The following is an 18,765-nucleotide window of genomic DNA, read 5'->3' on the forward strand; positions in this document are numbered from 1 at the left end:
TAAAAAAAGCTCTAGAAGATAAGGATGGAAGCGCCGTCTTGATGATGTCATTTCCTTTTTTTCAACTGACTGGAAAGTGCTTGTTCATACTTGCCAGTCACAGCTGGCTTATAATAAACAGCCTGTTTAATTGAATCGGGAAGGTATTGTTGGGCAACCCAGTGATCCTCATAAGCATGCGGAAACTTATAAGAAACTCCCCGACCTAAAGCTTCTGCTCCTTTATAATGAAAATCCTTTAAATGCTTGGGAACATCACCTGATTTTCCATCTCGAATATCCTGTAGTGCGCGATCAATTGCTTCTATCGACGAATTAGATTTAGGAGATAAGGCAAGATCGATAACGGCATGCGCCAAAGGAATACGTGCTTCGGGCAACCCCAGCATCTGTGCTGCTTGTACTGCAGAGACTGTTCTCTGGACAGCATTTGGATTGCCAAAGTTAATATCTTCATAAGCAATCACCATTAAGCGGCGGCAGATGACAGTTAATTCACCAGCTTCAACAAGACGGCCTAAATAATGAAGGGATGCATCGACATCACTGCCACGAATTGACTTTTGAAAAGCTGAAATAACGTCGTAATGAGCATCACCATCTTTGTCGTGAACAAGTGCTTTCCGTTGTAAGCACTCCTCAGCAACAGCTAGAGTAATTTTAATATTTCCGTTTTCATTAGGGGGGGTAGAAAGGGCAGCTAATTCTAATGCGTTGAGAGCACCTCGTAAATCTCCCATAGAGCTGCGAGAAAGATGCAATAAAGCACTTTCATCAATTACGATTGGAAGTTCTCCCAAACCGTCAGTTTTGTCCTCTAAAGCGCGATTCAGTGCTTTTTGCATATCGGTGCTGCTTAACGGTTTTACTTCAAATATTTGACAGCGACTTCGAATCGCAGGACTAATACTAATATAAGGGTTTTCTGTTGTCGCTCCGATTAGGATAACAAGGCCACTCTCTAGGTGAGGTAAGAGGAAATCTTGTTTTGGTTTATCGAGACGATGGATTTCATCCAAGAGTAAAATAACTTGACCTGAAAATTTAGCTTCTTCTACTACAATTTGTAAATCTTTTTTTGAATCTGTCGCGGCATTTAAATGTCGAAAAGCTGACTTTGTTGATCCAGAAATGGCGCTAGCAATACTTGTTTTTCCGGTACCAGGTGGTCCATATAAAATCATTGAAGATAGCATTTTCGCATCTACCATACGCCGAATAATTCGATTTTTGCCTACTAAGTGTTCTTGTCCTACAACTTGATCAATCGTTTTAGGACGCATCCGGTAGGCTAGTGGTTTCTTCATAATACCCGCTCCTTTGTCTTTGTTATTATAAGCTATTGGCTACAAAGGAACAAACATTCGATTTAATTTACATTATATAAGTAAACTTGCTTATCAAAACCCATGTGTATGGTTATAATAGAACCATTGAATATTGTTTATGAAAGTGAGCTTAAAAAATGAATATACAAGAGGTTATAAAGAAAAATAAATTAGAACCCCTATTTACGCAAGGGACATTCGGGATCGAAAAAGAGTCGCAACGAATATTAAAAGATGGCCATATTTCAAAAACAGATCATCCTTCAGAATTTGGGAATCGTAATTTTCATCCATACATACACACGGATTTTGCCGAATCACAAATGGAACTTGTTACCCCCCCATTAGAAAGTGTAGAAGAAGTTTCAAGGTGGCTAATGGCTATTCATGATGTGTCATTACAAACAATCCCTGAAGATGAGTACTTGCTACCAACGAGTTCACCGCTTTATATGCCAGCTGATGAAGATATTAAGGTTGCTAAACTTGACCGTGCCAAAGATGTCGCTTATCGGGAGTATTTAGTAGAGACATATGGAAAAAGAAAACAGATGGTGAGTGGTATTCATTATAATTTTGAATTCCATGCCGATTTTATCAAGGCGCTATATGGACAAAAAACTACTGACATCAGTTTAAAAGATTTTAAATCACGCGTTTATTTGAAATTAGCTCATAATTTTTTACGCTATCAGTGGGTGTTAACCTATTTGATGGGCGCATCTATTGAGACAAAACCCGAATATTTTCAGGAAAATCAAATACCAGAAGATATTCCTGACGGTTTGATAAGAAGTTTACGTAGTAGTAAATATGGGTATGTAAATAATGAAGATGTTTTTGTTTCTTTTGAGTCTGTCGAAGAATATGTTAAGACAATTGGACAAATGGTAACAGATAAGAAATTGATTGCGGAAAAAGAGTTTTATTCAAATGTACGTTTTCGCGGCGGAAATAGCGCACAAGAAATTTTAAAAAACGGCATTGCTTATTTAGAATTTCGTTTGTTTGATTTGAATCCCTTCGCCCCGTTTGGGATTACAACCGAGGATATGAAATTTATCCATTACTTTTTAATGTATTTGGTATGGACTGAAACAGAAGTGGGCCAAGAGGGTAGAGCAATTGGTAAAAAGATGAACCATGTAACGGCTTTTGAACATCCACATTCCGAATCCACCTACAAGGAAGAAGGCATCCAACTATTAGAAGGGATTAAACAAATGCTTGTTGAGCTAGGAATAGATACCAGTATTGTAGAAGAAAAAATAGCTGCTTTTTACAATCCAAGCTTAACAATTAGCGGACGTCTGGCTTCAATTCCTAGAGAAGAATACTACAAATGGGTATTGGATCAAGCAAAAGCTTACAAAGCTGAAGCACTAGAGAGACCGTACGCTTTGCGTGGATTTGAAGAAATGGAACTATCGACACAAATTTTACTTCATGATGCTATTCAAAAAGGTTTACACATTGAAGTATTGGACCGCCATGATCAGTTTTTATCACTGAGATATCAAGATCATTTGGAATATGTTAAAAATGGGAACATGACGTCACTCGACACTTATATTTCATCACTCGTGATGGCGAATAAGGTGGTAACTAAGAAAATTTTAGCTAAAGAAGGTTACGTTGTTCCTGCAAGTAAAGAATATACACAAGTAGAGGATGCGCTTCGCGACTACAGTCTTTTTGAAAAGAAAGGGTTCGTTGTAAAACCAAAATCGACTAATTACGGTATTGGGATTTCAATCTTTAAAGATGGAGCTAACGAAACAAATTATCGAAAAGCCATTGAAATTGCTTTCGAAGAAGATACGACCGTACTTGTAGAAGATTTTGTTCATGGTACAGAATACCGTTTCTTCGTAGCGGGTGATGAAACAAGAGCTGTTTTGTTGCGTGTAGCTGCTAACGTTGTTGGTGATGGGGAGCATACTATAAAAGAATTAGTAGCTATTAAAAATAATAATCCTCTTCGTGGTAAAAATCATCTGACTCCTTTAACGTTAATAGAACTCGGTAAAATTGAACAATTAGCTCTGGATGAACAAGGCTATACAGTAGATTCTGTACCTGAGGAAGGGACAACGGTTTATTTGCGAGAAAATTCAAATATCAGTACCGGTGGGGACTCTTTTGATTTTACAGATGATATGCATGAAAGTTATAAAAAAATTGCTGTGGGTGTCGCGAAAGCAATGGGGGCTACTTTTTCTGGTGTAGACATCATGGTGGACGATTACCGGATTCCACCAAGCGAAGAAAATCCCGGGTATGGTATTATTGAAGCAAACTTTAACCCAGCAATGATGATGCACATCTATCCTTATCAAGGCCAAGGACGTCGTTTGACTCTAGATGTTCTGGGTTTGTTATTTCCAGAAATGGAGATAAAGGGGGAGTAAGAATGAAATTAAAACAGTTTTTTCTAGTTTTTGTTTCTTTTATTGCTCTGAGCTTTGGGTATTTAGTTGGAAGGAATCAGACATTCGATCAGCTGATTAACTCAATACCACTTATTCAATTAGTAATTGTTATGTTAATAGCTGTTTATACACAGTATATTCATATCATGCTTCATGAAAGCGGACATTTTTTATTTGGGAAACTAACTGGTTATAGGTTGGTTTTCTTTCAATTATCCAATATTCGCTATGATGCTATAAATAAAAAAATAAGACGAATGTCTATAAATCAATCTGTTTTTAAAGCGCAATGTGTGATGACGCCATCCACTAATAAGAAGGGTTTACAAACGCCTTATTTTTTATATCTGGCTGGAGGACTTCTTGTTAACCTTATAACAGCAGTCACTTTTTATACAGGTTCTTTTTTTCTTCAAGGTATTTGGAGTTTTTCGGCATTTGCTCTAAGTTTGCCACCCTTTTTATTATTTTTCTGGTACCTCTTAGAAGAAGGCACTCTTATTCGAACGATTAGCCAGTCTGAGCGAGCTAAAAAAATATTTTTAAAGGAATTAAATATAAAAGCTTTACTCGAAGCAGGTCAAACATTTGAAGATTTACCAGCTGACTACTTTGATGAAATTGAACAAAGTATTTTTACGGAGTCGCGTTTAGGAGAGTATCTTTTATTAGTCGCTTATCAAAGACAACTATCAGTTTTAGATTTTGAAAAAGCTGAACAGCTGAGAAGGCAATACGACCAACATTGGAACTTTCTTCAATCTCCTTATGCAAGGAAATTAGCTAGTGCCAACCTCTTCCTGTATGCTCTCTTTGGTCGTTATGATGCCGCAAAAAAACTCTCTAAACAAATTGATCAAAGGCGAGAACTAAAAACTTACTATGAACAGTCTATTGCTGTGCAAGCGGCTTACAGCTTTTTTATAAAAATAGATATCAATCAAACGAAACAGATATTAAAAAATAAAAGCGCGCTTTCTCAAATAAGTGTGAGTCAAGCAGAATTACAGTTGCAAAAAAAATTACTTGATTGGTTAAAAGAATATATCGATTAAATACGAAAAGAAAAGAGGAAGATAATGATTTATTTTGACAATGCTGCTACAACTCCTGTTGACAGTGACATCGTTGCTGTGATTTCAGAGACTTTAGCTAATAATTATGGTAATCCGTCAAGTCTCTACCAAATTGGTCGAGAAACACGCCAATTAGTAGATCAAGCACGTGAGGTGTTTGCTAGGTCAATTCAAGCGAAGTCAGAAGATATCATCCTAACAAGTGGTGCAACAGAATCAAACAATACAGCTATTATTGCAACTGCAATGGCTTTACGTGAAAAAGGACATCACCTTATTACCACCATGGTCGAACACCATTCAGTTTTACATCCCATGCAGTATTTAGAAACGCAAGGATTTGAGGTTACCTATTTACCAGTAGATAAGTACGGTTGCGTAACAGCTCAGCAAGTAAAAATGGCATTGCGTTCGGATACCATTTTAGTTTCAATCATTTATGCTAATAACGAAGTTGGGAGCGTCAATCCAATTAAAGAAATTAGTGAAGTCGTAGCGCAACATCCTGCATATTTCCATACGGATGCTGTCCAAGCGTATGGGACGTTGCCGATTGACGTCAAGGCTGAAAACATTGATCTTTTATCTGTGACGGCACATAAATTAAACGGTCCGAAAGGAACCGGATTTTTATTTCGCCGTAGTGCTTTACACTTACCCAACTACTTACACGGAGGAACGCAGGAAAATGATCACCGTGGTGGAACAGAAAATACTGCCTATATTCATGGCTTTGCCAAAGCAGTTGAAAAAATGCTCGCAAATCGTCAAGAAAATAATGACCATAAGCAATACTTACGTCAATATTTCCTGCAACAACTAACCGAATATGGGGTTCATTTTGGAGTGAATGGCCAAATTGAAGGAGGCCTACCACATATTATCAATATCTGGTTGCCTCACCTAAAGTCGGACAAGCTATTAATCCAATCTGATCTACAAGGAATCATGATTTCAGCTGGTTCGGCCTGTACGGCTGGTAGTCTCGAACCGAGTCATGTGTTGATGGCCATGTTTGGTGATAACAAAGAACGCATCTTAGAATCCATACGGGTTTCTTTTGGAAAAGAAAACACCACTCAAGAAATAGATCGCTTTGTTGCACTATTAGCTAAGTTACAAGGAAGATATAACGAAGAAACAATAAAGGAGGGCTAAGGATGTCAAGTAGTAAAACAGTCAGCTTCAAAGGGGATACAAAGCAATATCGGCTTAATCAAAACGTTAAGCGGTATACTTTACGAGACCAAGGGTTTACTGAAACAAAATCAGGTAAATTTCAATTCATTCGCGATTTGAGTACTGTTACTAATAGTAAGCAAGGTATTTTGTTAAAAGTAGTGGTTTCAAATGATCTTACCGATCTGAAAATGTCTACAACGAGCGCAAACGGTTTACGAACAGTCGATATTTACAGCAACGAGAGTATGCGTCCACTTATTGAACAGCTTGAATATTTACTTAATAATTTTGTAGAACAAGGTATCTTAGAAGTCGTTTAAGAAAACCAAAGAAGCTAGGAATTTTATCCTAGCTTCTTTATATTTAATATTTAAAAACTAGCAATGAAACAAAGAGGTTGCTATCTACGCTTAATTCGTGTATTATTCCTATTTGTATACAAGTTACTTATTATTTAGAAGTGAACAGGTAAAAAATGAAAGGAGAATGTGACAATGACAGAAAATGCTAAAACAAGAATTGTTGTGGGAATGAGTGGTGGCGTCGACTCGTCTGTTACTGCCCTTATGCTAAAAGAACAAGGGTATGATGTGATTGGTATTTTTATGAAAAATTGGGATGACACAGATGAATTTGGAGTTTGTACCGCAACAGAGGATTATAAAGACGTGCAAGCAGTCGCACAACAAATTGGAATTCCATATTATTCTGTTAATTTTGAAAAGGAATACTGGGACAAAGTTTTTCAATATTTCTTGGATGAGTATAAAAAAGGTCGCACTCCTAATCCAGACGTGATGTGCAATAAAGAAATCAAATTTCGAGCTTTTTTAGATTACGCAGTCGATTTGGGAGCTGATTATGTCGCAACCGGTCACTATGCCCAAGTGGTCAGAGATAAAGATGGTCGTGCGCACATGCTAAGAGGTGTTGATAATAACAAGGATCAAACTTACTTCTTAAACCAACTTTCACAAGAACAACTTTCAAAAACTCTATTTCCACTCGGCGGATTAGAAAAATCTGAAGTTCGTCGTATTGCTGAAGAAGCAGGGCTGGCAACTGCTAAAAAGAAAGATTCTACTGGTATTTGTTTTATTGGTGAGAAAAACTTTACGGAATTTCTAACAAATTATTTACCCGCACAATCTGGTGATATGATGAGTTTAGATGGCACTAAAATGGGCATACATGCCGGTTTGATGTATTATACCATTGGCCAAAGAAAAGGATTAGGAATTGGTGGCGGCGGTCAAACAGATGATCCTTGGTTTGTAGTAGGTAAAGACTTAGAAACAAATACGCTTTATGTTGGACAAGGTTACCACCATGAACGTTTATACGCAAATAGCTTGTTAGCAACTGATATTCGTTTTACTACCGAAGAAAAAATGCCAAAGACTTTTAAATGTACGGCTAAGTTCCGTTATCGTCAAAAAGATACAAGTGTAACAGTCACGTTGAATGATGATCAAACAGAAGCTACGGTAGTCTTTGATGAGCCGGTACGCGCAATTACACCTGGACAAGCAGTGGTTTTTTATAAAGATATGGAATGTTTAGGTGGAGGGACAATTGACAAAGCTTTCCAAAAAGAAACCCTCTTACAATATGTATAAAATGCGGCACTTCTTAAAAAGAAGTGTCTTTTTGTTTTTTTCATTTAGGTTACTTCGATATTTTGGTATGATAGAGGGTAGAAAAGAATGAAAGGAGATAGATGGAATGGAAGAAACGTCACAACCCTATATTACTGGTGAAATAAAGGCTATATTTTATGAAAATCCATCTAACTTCTATAAAGTTGTTCTTATTAGCCTAGAAGAAAATAATTTTGAATTAGAAAACGATGAAATTGTCGTAACGGGTACTTTCGGGGAAATGACAACCGATACGCGCTACCGTTTTTTTGGATCGGTTGTTAATCACCCTCGTTATGGTGTGCAATTTCAAGCAATTTCTTATGAGAGAGAAAAACCAACGGGTAAAAGTGGTCTTATTGCTTATTTATCTGGGGAACGTTTTCCAGGTATTGGAAAACGAACAGCTGAAAAAATTGTTGAACACTTAGGCCTCGATTCTATTGATGCCATATTAGAAAATCCCGCATCGTTAGAGGCGGTTAAGGGCTTAAATGATAAAAAACGCGCTTTAATCTATGATGTGATTCAGCAAACACAAGGTACTGAAAAGACGATCATTGAGTTGGTCAATTATGGGTTTTCAAACAACATGGCGGCTGCGATTATAAATGTTTATAAAGGTGACACGCTAAAAATCATCAAAGAAAATCCTTACCAGCTCATAGAAGATGTTGAAGGTTTAGGCTTTCAAACAGCCGATCGGTTAGCAGAAGAACTTGCGATTCCGGCTGACGATAAAAACCGCATTAAAGGGGCCTTATTGGCAACGATCAATGATATTTGTTTAGCAAATGGTGATACCTATGTAGCGAGTAATGAGTTGATGACCTATAGTTTACAGATGTTAGAAACCTCGCGTCGTTTCATTATCGAGGATAAACTCTTAATTGAAGCTTTGGTTGAACTAGTTGAAGAAATGAAAATAATTGAAGATGAACGACGATTTGCCTTGCCTTCTCTTTACTTTTCAGAAGAAGGAATTGCTGCTAATTTAGATCAATTACTAAATAAAAGACAAGAAGTAACGTACCCAGAAACGGATATAAAAAAGGAATTAAAAACAATTCAAAAAAATTTAGAAATTGTTTATGATGCCATTCAAGTAGATGCTATTGTTCGAGCGATCAGTAACCGTTTTTTTATTTTAACGGGCGGTCCAGGAACCGGAAAAACCACTGTATTAAAGGGAATTGTCCAGTTATTTAGTGCACTGAATGATTTACCACTCGATTCTAATGAATTTACTGATGGTATCTATCCGATTATTATGGCAGCACCAACTGGTCGTGCCGCTAAGCGAATGAACGAAATGACTGGCATTCCTAGCAGCACCATTCACCGTTTATTAGGCTTAACGGGACAAGAAAATCCAAATGAAGAAATGTATACTGCTGAGTTAGAAGGTAAGCTATTAATTATTGATGAAGCGTCCATGGTTGATACTTGGCTGATGCATCGGTTATTAAAATCAGTACCCGCTGGTATGCAGGTAATTCTTGTGGGAGACAAGGATCAACTACCTTCAGTAGGGCCCGGTCAAGTATTAAATGATTTATTAGAAAGTAAGGCAATTCCACATATAGAATTGTCGCAAATATACAGACAAGCTGATGATTCTTCTATCATTCCACTTGCCCATGATATAAAAAACGGGCGTTTACCCGATGACTTTAAAAGCAATCAACCGGATCGCTCTTTTTTTTCTTGTCAAGCAGCTCAAATTGAGCCACTTGTTCGAGTCGTCGTTGAAAAAGCTAAAGCCAAGGGGTTTATGGCTAAAGATATCCAAATATTAGCCCCTATGTATAAAGGACCAGCAGGGATTAATGCTTTAAATGTAATGATGCAAGAAATAATGAACCCTAATCCAGATAAAAAAAGGCGCGAAGTAAAACATTTTGATTTTGTTTATCGTGTAGGAGATAAAGTGTTACAACTTGTTAATCAGCCAGAGCTGAATGTTTTTAACGGCGATATGGGTGAAATTACCAGCATTCAACTTGCCAAAGAAACAGCTGATAAAGTGGATGAAGTAACTATTCTATTCGATACAACCGAAGTTACCTATCAGAAAAAAGACTGGAATAAGTTTACGCTTTCTTATTGTTGCTCCATTCATAAAGCCCAGGGTAGCGAGTTTGATATGGTTATTTTACCAATGGTTCGCCAATATGGTCGGATGTTGAGACGAAATCTTTTGTACACAGCGATTACACGTAGTAAAAACAAACTAATCCTTTGCGGCGAAGAAGCCTCTTTTGCCTTTGCGACAGAAAACACCGGTGACATTCGAAAAACAATGCTGGTAGAGAAAATTGTGCGTTTTAATCAGCGCGAAAAACAAGTTTATTTAGAACCGAAACCGCCAGAGAAAATAAAAGAATCTTACATATTAACGCATGCCATGATAATCAACCAAGAGGTTGACCCTATGATTGGCATGACAGACTTAGGGCCAAAAGAATTTATGAAATAGAGCTCGTACTTTTTGTACTTGCACTGGTGTTTGTTTTTAGTTATAATAGCAACGATTGTAAAAGGCCATATTATTTGTAACAGAAAGAGAGTCCACCACTGGTGAAAGGGGACACCGCAAATAATGCTCCCTTTTTTTAATACGATAGCAATATCGTCGCGACCAGCGTTAACGGTATAGAGACGTAATGATGAATGAAATGACTAACATTCCATTGCAATCAAGGTGGTACCGCGTTAAAACGCCCTTGAATGCAATGGGGTGTTTTATTTTTTTTAAAATAGTGAAGAGGATGATACATAATGAAACAATTAACCAGTAATGATATCCGCAACTTATTTTTAGATTTTTGGGCTTCTAAAGGGCACAAAGTTGAGCCAAGTGCTTCTCTAGTACCAGTTGATGATCCCACACTGCTTTGGATTAACTCAGGAGTAGCGACATTAAAAAAATATTTCGACGGATCTGTTAAACCAGATAATCCTCGAATTACGAATGTCCAAAAAAGTATTCGGACGAATGATATTGAGAATGTCGGTGTAACTGCGCGCCACCATACCTTATTCGAGATGTTGGGTAATTTTTCAATTGGTGACTACTTCAAAGAAGAAGCGATTCCATGGGCATGGGAATTTTTAACAGATGAAAAGTGGTTAGGTTTTGATCCTGACCTTCTATATGTCACCTATTATCCTGAAGATACAGATACCAAGCGTATATGGTCTGAGAAAGTTGGTTTAACAGATGAGCATATTGTAGCAGTTGCTGATAATTTCTGGGATATCGGAGCAGGCCCTTGTGGCCCCGATACCGAAATTTTCTATGATCGCGGCCCAAAATTTCAGGATTTAGACGATAGTGATCCAGAAATGTATCCAGGTGGAGAAAACGAACGGTATCTTGAAATTTGGAACTTAGTTTTTTCTGAGTTTAATCATATGCCAGATGGCAGTTATCAACCACTACCGCATAAAAATGTCGATACAGGAATGGGATTGGAACGTGTTGTTTCGATCGTTCAAAATGCGCCAACTAACTTTGAAACAGATTTATTCATGCCTATTATCCATAAAATTGAAGAGCTTGCCGGTAAGGTAAAATACGGGCAAGATAAGCAGGCAGACGTTTCTTTTAAAGTTATCGCAGATCATGTTCGTGCTGTAAGCTTTGCAATTGGCGATCGGGCATTACCATCTAATGAAGGCAGAGGGTATATTCTTCGCCGCCTAATCCGCCGCTCTGTTATGCACGGTCAGAAACTGGGAATAAACCGTTTATTTTTATTTGAACTTGTTCCGGTAGTGGCTGATATAATGGCTGTTTATTATCCAGAAGTAAAAGCAAATCAAGAATTTATCATTAAAGTTATTACAAATGAAGAGCAACGTTTCCAAGAAACCATCCATGACGGACTTGATATTTTATACTCGGTATTTGATACAATCGAACAAAATAATACACAAGTGGTTCCAGGTAAAGATGCCTTCAAACTGTACGATACGTATGGGTTTCCATTAGAATTAACAGAAGAGTACGCAGAAGAAAAAGGTTTCACTGTTGATAAAGATGGGTTTAATGAAGAAATGCAGAGTCAGCGCAATCGTGCCCGTGCAGCTCGTCAAGTAGAAGATTCTTTTTCTGTCCAAACGCGTGTCTTAGGTGAAATTGATGTCGACAGTCGTTTTGTGGGTTATGACCAATTGGTTATAAATTCTGAGTTGTCTGTTTTAATTGTAGAAGACGAATTGCAAAATACAGCAAATGCTGGTGAGACAGTCCAAGTTATCTTTAAAGAAACGCCTTTCTATGCTGAAATGGGGGGGCAAGTAACGGATAAAGGGCTTTTACAAGATAAAACAGGTAAAGTAGTCGGAGAAGTTACTGAAGTTAAGCGCGCTCCAAATGGCCAACACCTTCATACAGTAGCAGTTAAAAATCAACTACATGTGGGGTATGTCTATACACTTCAAGTAGACGAAAAACGTCGTCGTAGTATCACTAAAAATCATACAGCGACTCATTTGTTGCACCAAGCACTAAAAGACACACTCGGGAGCCATGCCGCCCAAGCTGGTTCTCTCGTTGCACCGAATTATTTGCGCTTTGACTTTACGCATTTTGGTCAAGTTACTGCGGAAGAGTTACTAGAAATGGAAACAATCGTAAACCAAAAGATTTGGGATGCGCTACCTGTGACAACACTCGAAACGATTATTGATAAAGCAAAAGAAATGGGTGCGATGGCTCTTTTTGGTGAAAAATACGGAAAAGAAGTTCGGGTTGTAAAAGTCGGGGATTATTCCATTGAACTATGTGGTGGGAATCATGTCGCTAATAGCCAAGATATTGGCGTTTTCAAAATACGTTCTGAGTCCGGTATTGGTGCTGGTGTACGTCGAATTGAAGCAGTGACAAGCCAAGCGGCATACGACTATTTCCGCCAAAAAGAAGCAGAGTTAACGGCAGCAGCTCAGGCTGTTAAAGCCCAACAAACAAAAGAAGTGGTTACTAAAATAGAAGGATTAAAGCAACATCTTAAAGAAATAGAAGCGGAAAAAGATTCCCTGCGTTCTAAATTAATGGCTGTAGAATCCCAAGACATCTTTAGTAAGGTCGAAGAAGTGAATGGCTTTAGCTATATTACTTATCACGCGAAGAACCAAGGAATGAATGATTTAAGAGAAATGGCTGACCAGTGGAGACAAAAAGCTAGTTCTGATGTTTTTGTAGTAGCTTCTGATTTGGATGGAAAAGTAAGTTTATTAGCTGCTGTAGCAAAAGATAAAACGAAAAGTATTAAAGCAGGCGATTTAATTAAAGAAATTGCTCCCCTCGTTGGCGGCGGTGGTGGCGGTCGACCAGACATGGCGCAAGCGGGTGGAAAAGATCCTTCCGGAATTCCTGAGGCTCTTAAACGTGTAGGTGAATGGTTAGCTCAGTGATAATGTTTTCATAAGTTTATTTGATTGGGTTGTAGTTTGAAGCGAAGTCTTGTAAAATAAGGATAAATAAAAAAATTGGGGTGTCTATATTGAAATCATTAGATGAAACAATGTTATTTAACTTTGATGAGCGTTCAAATAAAGATATTAAAGAAACATTGTCAATTGTATACCAGGCACTTGAAGAGAAAAGCTATAATCCAGTAAATCAAATCGTCGGCTTTTTGCTATCAGGTGATCCGGCTTACATTCCACGTCACAAAGATGCTCGTAATTTGATTCGTCGCTTTGAGCGTGATGAAATTATGGAAGAACTACTTCGCAGCTATTTAGCGATTGATTCAGAGGATAAATAGTGAGAATACTGGGATTAGATGTTGGTTCAAAAACGGTTGGCGTCGCAGTTAGTGATTTAATGGGGTGGACGGCACAAGGCGTAGAAATCATTCCTATTAATGAAGCTGTAGGTCAATTTGGTTTTGAACGGTTAAAAGAACTGATTACAATCTATGAAGTTGATAAAATTGTGATCGGCTTACCAAAAAATATGAATAATTCCATTGGTCCTCGCGCCGAAGCGTCACTGACTTATGGTAGAATGGTAGAAGAAACATTTGGTTTGCCCGTTGATTTTGTCGATGAACGTTTAACAACAGTTCAAGCAGAGAAAATGTTAGTTAACGAAGGAAATGTTTCGCGTAAAAAACGTAAAAAAGTAATCGATAAACTTGCTGCGGTTATTTTGTTACAAAATTATTTAGACTCACAATAAAAATTAAAGAGGTGTCAATATGACAGAACATGAACATCACGATCACGAGCATCATGATCACGACCATATTACAATTGTAGATGAACAAGGTAATGAAGAACTACACGAAATCCTATTTACATTTGAATCTGAAGATTTTGGAAAATCTTATGTTTTACTTTACCCAGCAGGAATCCCTGAAGGGGAAGAGATTGAACTTCAAGCATTTTCATATATAGAAAATGAAGATGGTACCGAAGGTGATTTAAAACCAATCGAGACGGATGCAGAATGGGAAATGATTGAAGAAGTATTGAACACATTTATGACAGATGAAGAGAACGAAGAAGACTAAACAGTCACCCTATAAAGCCAGGAGAAATCCTGGCTTTTGTTCTGGCTAAAGTGGGAGTAAAAGTTCAAAAAAAAAGTTTTTCATGTATAATGATTTGAGTTATACGTAGTAAATGTTTTCAATCATGATGAATAAGGGGGTTAAAATTTGGTGAGGAAGTTGACCAAGCAACCTAAAGATAATTCAGACGTTACAAATAATTTTAGTGAAGAAAGAGAAAAAGAAAAATCACTCATTCGTAAAATTGTTTTTTCAATTGTATTTGTAGGTCTTTTACTTGTTTTGATAGTTGGGTTAGTCGGTTATAATTATGTATCCAGATCTTTGGAACCTTATAATCTTGAAGAGACTGATTTAATTGAGGTAGAAATCCCACTAGGGACAACGACCAAAGGCATTGCTGAGATAATGGAAGAAAAAGAGCTTGTAAATGATGCGACTGTTTTCAATTATTATATGAAAACCCAGAATGTGGATGAATTCCAAGCGGGCTTTTACCAAGTAGCACCGGCAATGACCTTGGATGAAATCATTTCAGTTTTGGAAAAGGGTGGAACCTCATCACCAACAGCGGATGACCATAAAATTTTAATTCGTGAGGGAGCAACTGTAGAAGAGATAGCTGACGAATTTGCAGAAAAAACTGAATATACAAAAAATGACTTTATTAAAACTGTAAATGATAAAGAATTTTTAAAATCGCTAATGAAAGAATACCCAAATGTTATAACGGAAGCTTTAAAAAATAAAGATATCAAATATAAACTTGAGGGCTACTTATTTCCAGCTACTTATGATTATTTGACCGAATACACACCAGAAGATATGATTGCGATGATGGTCGAAAAAACAGATGAGGTATTAATGAATTATCAAACGCAAATCGATGCTAGTGATTATTCCCTGCATGAACTCTTAACCTTAGCTTCACTAGTTGAAAAAGAAGGCGTTGTTTACGAGGACCGTCAAAAAATAGCGGATGTCTTTTTCAATCGACTAGAAAAAGATATGCCGATTCAATCAGATATTAGTATTCTTTACTCTTTAGGATCACACAATGAATATGTTACCATCAAAGACACCGAAGTGGATTCTCCTTATAATTTATATCTGAATAAGGGGATAGGACCAGGTCCATTTAACAATCCAAGTGAAGAATCTATTAAAGCTGTTTTAAATCCTGTTGAGACTGATTTTCTATACTTCCTAGCTGACTTGGAAACAGGAAAAGTTTATTTTTCAAAAAACTTTGAAGAACATTTAGAATACCAAGAAAAATATGTAAAAGATCCTGATGATGAATCAAATTCAGAATAGAGAGGAAACTGGCGTTGTGAAAAAACCGATTGTTATTGGCGTAACCGGAGGATCGGGAAGTGGCAAGACCAGTGTGAGTCGAGCTATATTTGAGAAGTTCACTGACTTATCGATCCTTCTCTTAGAACAAGATTATTACTACAAAGACCAAAGTCATCTGCCTTTTGAGGAGCGGCTGAAAACCAATTATGACCATCCCTTTGCTTTTGACAATGATCGCTTTATTGAAGACTTGGAAAGCTTAATTGCTTTTAAGTCGATTGACCAACCCATTTATGATTACGCAAAACATACACGTAGCGATCAAACGATTCATAGAGAACCCAAAGAAGTGATTATTGTTGAAGGCATCTTGATACTTGAAGATGAACGTCTCCGTGATTTAATGGACATCAAAGTTTATGTAGACACCGATGACGATATTCGTATCATCCGCCGTATAAAACGTGATATTGAAGAACGCGGACGTACATTGGATAGCGTGATTACTCAATATTTGAGCGTTGTCAAGCCGATGCACCATCAATTTGTTGAACCTTCAAAAAAGTTCGCTGATATTATCATTCCAGAAGGTGGAAAAAACCAAGTTGCCATTGATTTAATGACAACTAAAATAGCTTCAATCCTAACAAGTATTGACTAATAATAAAATATTCACATAATGTTTGTAATTTTTATAAGAAAGTGGTATTTTATTAACATTATAGCTGATCTATACTTTTTATGAATATGGTATAAAAAAACAGGTATCCGCTTACGTGCGGATGCCTGCTTTCTTGAAAAAGCATCATAAAAAGCGACAGATAAAGGCTATCTTAATATTAAACTTCACAATAAGAATAAAAGGGAGCAAGAAAGATGATTGAAAAAGTTTATCCGATGACAGTAGAAGGAAAACAAAAGTTAGAAGAAGAATTAGAAAATCTAAAAATCAACAAACGGAAAGAAATTGTTGAGCGTATTAAAATTGCAAGAAGCTACGGAGACTTATCTGAAAACTCAGAGTACGAATCCGCAAAAGACGAGCAAGCTTTTGTCGAGGGACGGATTTCAACTCTAGAGAAAATGATTCGTTTGGCAGAAATTATTGATGACAAAGATATTGAAGCAGATGTTGTTTCTTTAGGTCGAAAAGTTACTTTTACAGAGCTTCCTGATCAAGAAGAAGAAGAATATTCAATTGTGGGGAGCGCCGAAGCAGATCCTTTACAAGGTAAAATATCTAACGATTCCCCAATAGCTAAAGCCTTATTAGGAAAACGTGTCGGTGACCAAGTAACAATTAGTACACCAGGTGGCGACATGATTGTAAAAATTATTAAAGTGGCAAAAATATAAGGAAGAATGGACTGAGACAATTGTTTCAGTCTTTTTTTAATCGATATTATGTTCAGACTTTAGACTGAGAGTCGCATCCTTCTTTTGCATACAGACTTAAGATTATTGTTTCGGTATAATGAAGAAAATGAAAAGGGAGGAAAGTAAATGCGTAAAATGCTATTTAAATTCTTTATAGCAATAGAAGGAATGTTACTCTTACTAGCTGCTTTCCAAATAATCCAACAAACAGAATTGTTATTGATAATCTTTATAGGGTATTTACTAGTAAGAACGGGTAAGCGGAAAAAAAATAGAAATAAAACATCGACTTGGATTGGTTGGTTTATGATTTTTTTTAGTATCTTATCTACCGTTACTGTTTGGGTTGTACTAGGAATCGCCCTTATTTATTTAACTTTTAGTGGAACCTATTTATTTAAAAAAATTAATGTTACTAGCTTTGGAGATTTTCCCTGGAAAAAGAAAGAGTATGTTGGAGTCCGGACGGCTGAACCCCTTAATCAATCGGGAAGACGTATCAGACAAAAGTGGATTGGTGATAGTCGAATAGGCAACCATGTATATGAATGGAATGATATGAATCTATCTCGTTTGATTGGAGATACCATTATTGATTTAGGCAATACCTTACTGCCAGATGATCAAAATGTCATACTTATTCGTAAAGGAATTGGGAAGACACGTATTATTATTCCAATGGGTGTAGGTGTCTCTATTCAACATGCCGCTGTCCAAGGGCATCTCATTTTCGATAATGAACCTTATAGTTTGTCAAATGAAGTTCTAACCTTATACAGCAAAAACTTTGAGACAGCAAGTCGAACTATAAAAATTGTTTCGTCAGCTATAATCGGTGATTTTGAGGTGATTTATCTATGAGGGGTGTCACCTTTTTAAAATTATATTCCCGAATTTTTTTAATTTTATTGTTAACAGTTGCCGTTACGATTTTCTCTCTACGTCCCATTTTATCAATTCGTGATTTTTGGAAAATTAATAATTACCACGTTCCCGTGTTATTATTTTTAGCCGCAGTTGTTTTTATTTTATCGTTTGTTATCTCTTTAATGGTTTATTTAACAATTGTTAAAACAAAAAAAAGGCTTATTGAAACGCTTCAGCAACTAAATAGTGGTAATTATAATAAACCATCCAAACCGTTAGAATCTTTCTCGGGCTTTGGAGAAAGTCTAGAGGAGATTGAAAATGAACTTACGTTATTACGCCAAAAAATGATGCAACTTTCACGAGAAGTTCAAGAATTGAGTAGTGTTCCTAAGTTAGTAGGTAGTGAAACAAAGGAAGAAATCCTTGAACAAGAACGCCACCGTATTGCGCGCGAATTACATGATTCAGTTAGTCAGCAACTGTTTGCAGCAATGATGTTGCTGTCTGCTTTAGATGAGAAGTCCCAGGAACTACCGGATCATACTCAAAAATCTTTAAAATTAATAAAAGCCATTGTTAATGAATCACAATCAGAAATGCGAGCCTTATTACTCCATTTACGGCCTATAAAATTAGAAGGTAAGACGCTAAGAAAAGGAATTGAACAATTACTGAATGAATTAAAAACGAAAATTGAAATTCAGTTAAAATGGGAAATTGCTCCTATCGATACGATACCAGGTGTGGAAGACCATTTGTTTCGTATTGTCCAAGAACTTCTTTCGAATACTTTGCGTCATGCCAAGGCCAAAACCCTAGAAGTGTATTTATTGCAAAACGAACAGGAAATAAGTTTGCGTATCTTTGATGATGGGGTTGGTTTTGATCCGTCTGTAACAAAAGCCGGCAGCTATGGACTTATGAATATTCAAGAACGTGTGAGTAGTTTAGGAGGAACTTGTAAAATTATTAGTTTTCCCAATCAAGGGACAATTATTGATATTAGAATTCCTAATACGATGGAGGACTAGGGG

16 protein-coding genes are annotated in these 18,765 nt (G+C 36.9%); 15 read left to right on the forward strand and 1 reads right to left on the reverse strand.

Translation table 11 applies throughout. From position 1 onward, the window contains the following. Window positions 1-47: 47 nt before the first annotated feature. On the reverse strand, window positions 48-1,307 hold the full coding sequence (locus BW727_RS02415) for a replication-associated recombination protein A (protein ID WP_062467647.1): 1,260 nt from the start codon (window positions 1,305-1,307) through the stop codon (window positions 48-50). A 158-nt stretch (window positions 1,308-1,465) separates the two neighbouring features. On the opposite strand from BW727_RS02415, the gene gshAB reads away from it, so the two are divergent. The 15 genes from gshAB to BW727_RS02490 all read left to right on the forward strand — a co-directional run bounded on the left by gshAB (window position 1,466) and on the right by BW727_RS02490 (window position 18,762). After that, window positions 1,466-3,739: a bifunctional glutamate--cysteine ligase GshA/glutathione synthetase GshB gene (gene gshAB / locus BW727_RS02420; protein ID WP_062467648.1), complete on the forward strand. Its 2,274-nt coding sequence runs from the start codon at window positions 1,466-1,468 to the stop codon at window positions 3,737-3,739. Between the two features lie 2 nt (window positions 3,740-3,741). Next, entirely contained in the window at window positions 3,742-4,815 is a 1,074-nt protein-coding gene (locus BW727_RS02425; RefSeq protein WP_062467649.1) for a hypothetical protein, read from the forward strand. A gap of 24 nt (window positions 4,816-4,839) precedes the next feature. Beyond that, complete coding sequence (locus BW727_RS02430; protein ID WP_062467650.1) at window positions 4,840-5,994, forward strand: cysteine desulfurase family protein; 1,155 nt, start codon at window positions 4,840-4,842, stop codon at window positions 5,992-5,994. A gap of 2 nt (window positions 5,995-5,996) precedes the next feature. After that, entirely contained in the window at window positions 5,997-6,338 is a 342-nt protein-coding gene (locus tag BW727_RS02435) for a cysteine desulfurase (protein WP_062467651.1), read from the forward strand. Between the two features lie 174 nt (window positions 6,339-6,512). Continuing rightward, window positions 6,513-7,637 (forward strand): tRNA 2-thiouridine(34) synthase MnmA, encoded by a 1,125-nt coding sequence (gene mnmA / locus BW727_RS02440; protein ID WP_062467652.1) that lies wholly within the window; start codon window positions 6,513-6,515, stop codon window positions 7,635-7,637. A gap of 106 nt (window positions 7,638-7,743) precedes the next feature. After that, window positions 7,744-10,137 carry an SF1B family DNA helicase RecD2 gene (recD2, locus tag BW727_RS02445; RefSeq protein ID WP_062467653.1) on the forward strand — a complete coding sequence of 798 codons (2,394 nt, stop codon included), beginning with the start codon at window positions 7,744-7,746 and terminating at the stop codon, window positions 10,135-10,137. A gap of 302 nt (window positions 10,138-10,439) precedes the next feature. Next, window positions 10,440-13,079, forward strand: coding sequence for an alanine--tRNA ligase (gene alaS, locus BW727_RS02450; protein ID WP_062467654.1), 2,640 nt, complete (start codon window positions 10,440-10,442; stop codon window positions 13,077-13,079). Window positions 13,080-13,168: 89 nt separating this feature from the next. After that, window positions 13,169-13,435 (forward strand): IreB family regulatory phosphoprotein, encoded by a 267-nt coding sequence (locus BW727_RS02455; protein ID WP_062467655.1) that lies wholly within the window; start codon window positions 13,169-13,171, stop codon window positions 13,433-13,435. Beyond that, on the forward strand, window positions 13,435-13,851 hold the full coding sequence (ruvX, locus tag BW727_RS02460; RefSeq protein WP_062467656.1) for a Holliday junction resolvase RuvX: 417 nt from the start codon (window positions 13,435-13,437) through the stop codon (window positions 13,849-13,851). The genes BW727_RS02455 and ruvX overlap by 1 nt, the downstream gene beginning before the upstream one ends. A gap of 19 nt (window positions 13,852-13,870) precedes the next feature. Next, window positions 13,871-14,185, forward strand: coding sequence for a DUF1292 domain-containing protein (locus tag BW727_RS02465; protein WP_062467657.1), 315 nt, complete (start codon window positions 13,871-13,873; stop codon window positions 14,183-14,185). 150 nt (window positions 14,186-14,335) lie between these two features. Then, window positions 14,336-15,502, forward strand: coding sequence for an endolytic transglycosylase MltG (mltG, locus tag BW727_RS02470; protein WP_227807241.1), 1,167 nt, complete (start codon window positions 14,336-14,338; stop codon window positions 15,500-15,502). Continuing rightward, the gene (udk, locus tag BW727_RS02475) at window positions 15,483-16,145 is read left to right on the forward strand and encodes a uridine kinase (RefSeq protein ID WP_062467659.1); all 663 of its coding nucleotides are present in this window, start codon (window positions 15,483-15,485) and stop codon (window positions 16,143-16,145) included. Before mltG ends, udk begins: the two co-directional genes overlap by 20 nt. Window positions 16,146-16,360: 215 nt before the next feature. Continuing rightward, the gene (gene greA, locus BW727_RS02480; RefSeq protein ID WP_062467660.1) at window positions 16,361-16,840 is read left to right on the forward strand and encodes a transcription elongation factor GreA; all 480 of its coding nucleotides are present in this window, start codon (window positions 16,361-16,363) and stop codon (window positions 16,838-16,840) included. Between the two features lie 147 nt (window positions 16,841-16,987). Then, complete coding sequence (gene liaF / locus BW727_RS02485; RefSeq protein ID WP_062467661.1) at window positions 16,988-17,722, forward strand: cell wall-active antibiotics response protein LiaF; 735 nt, start codon at window positions 16,988-16,990, stop codon at window positions 17,720-17,722. Continuing rightward, window positions 17,719-18,762, forward strand: coding sequence for a sensor histidine kinase (locus BW727_RS02490; protein ID WP_062467662.1), 1,044 nt, complete (start codon window positions 17,719-17,721; stop codon window positions 18,760-18,762). The genes liaF and BW727_RS02490 overlap by 4 nt, the downstream gene beginning before the upstream one ends. The last annotated feature ends 3 nt before the right edge of the window (window positions 18,763-18,765 follow it).

The sequence above is a fragment of the Jeotgalibaca dankookensis genome, assembly GCF_002005405.1.
Classification (GTDB): domain Bacteria; phylum Bacillota; class Bacilli; order Lactobacillales; family Aerococcaceae; genus Jeotgalibaca; species Jeotgalibaca dankookensis.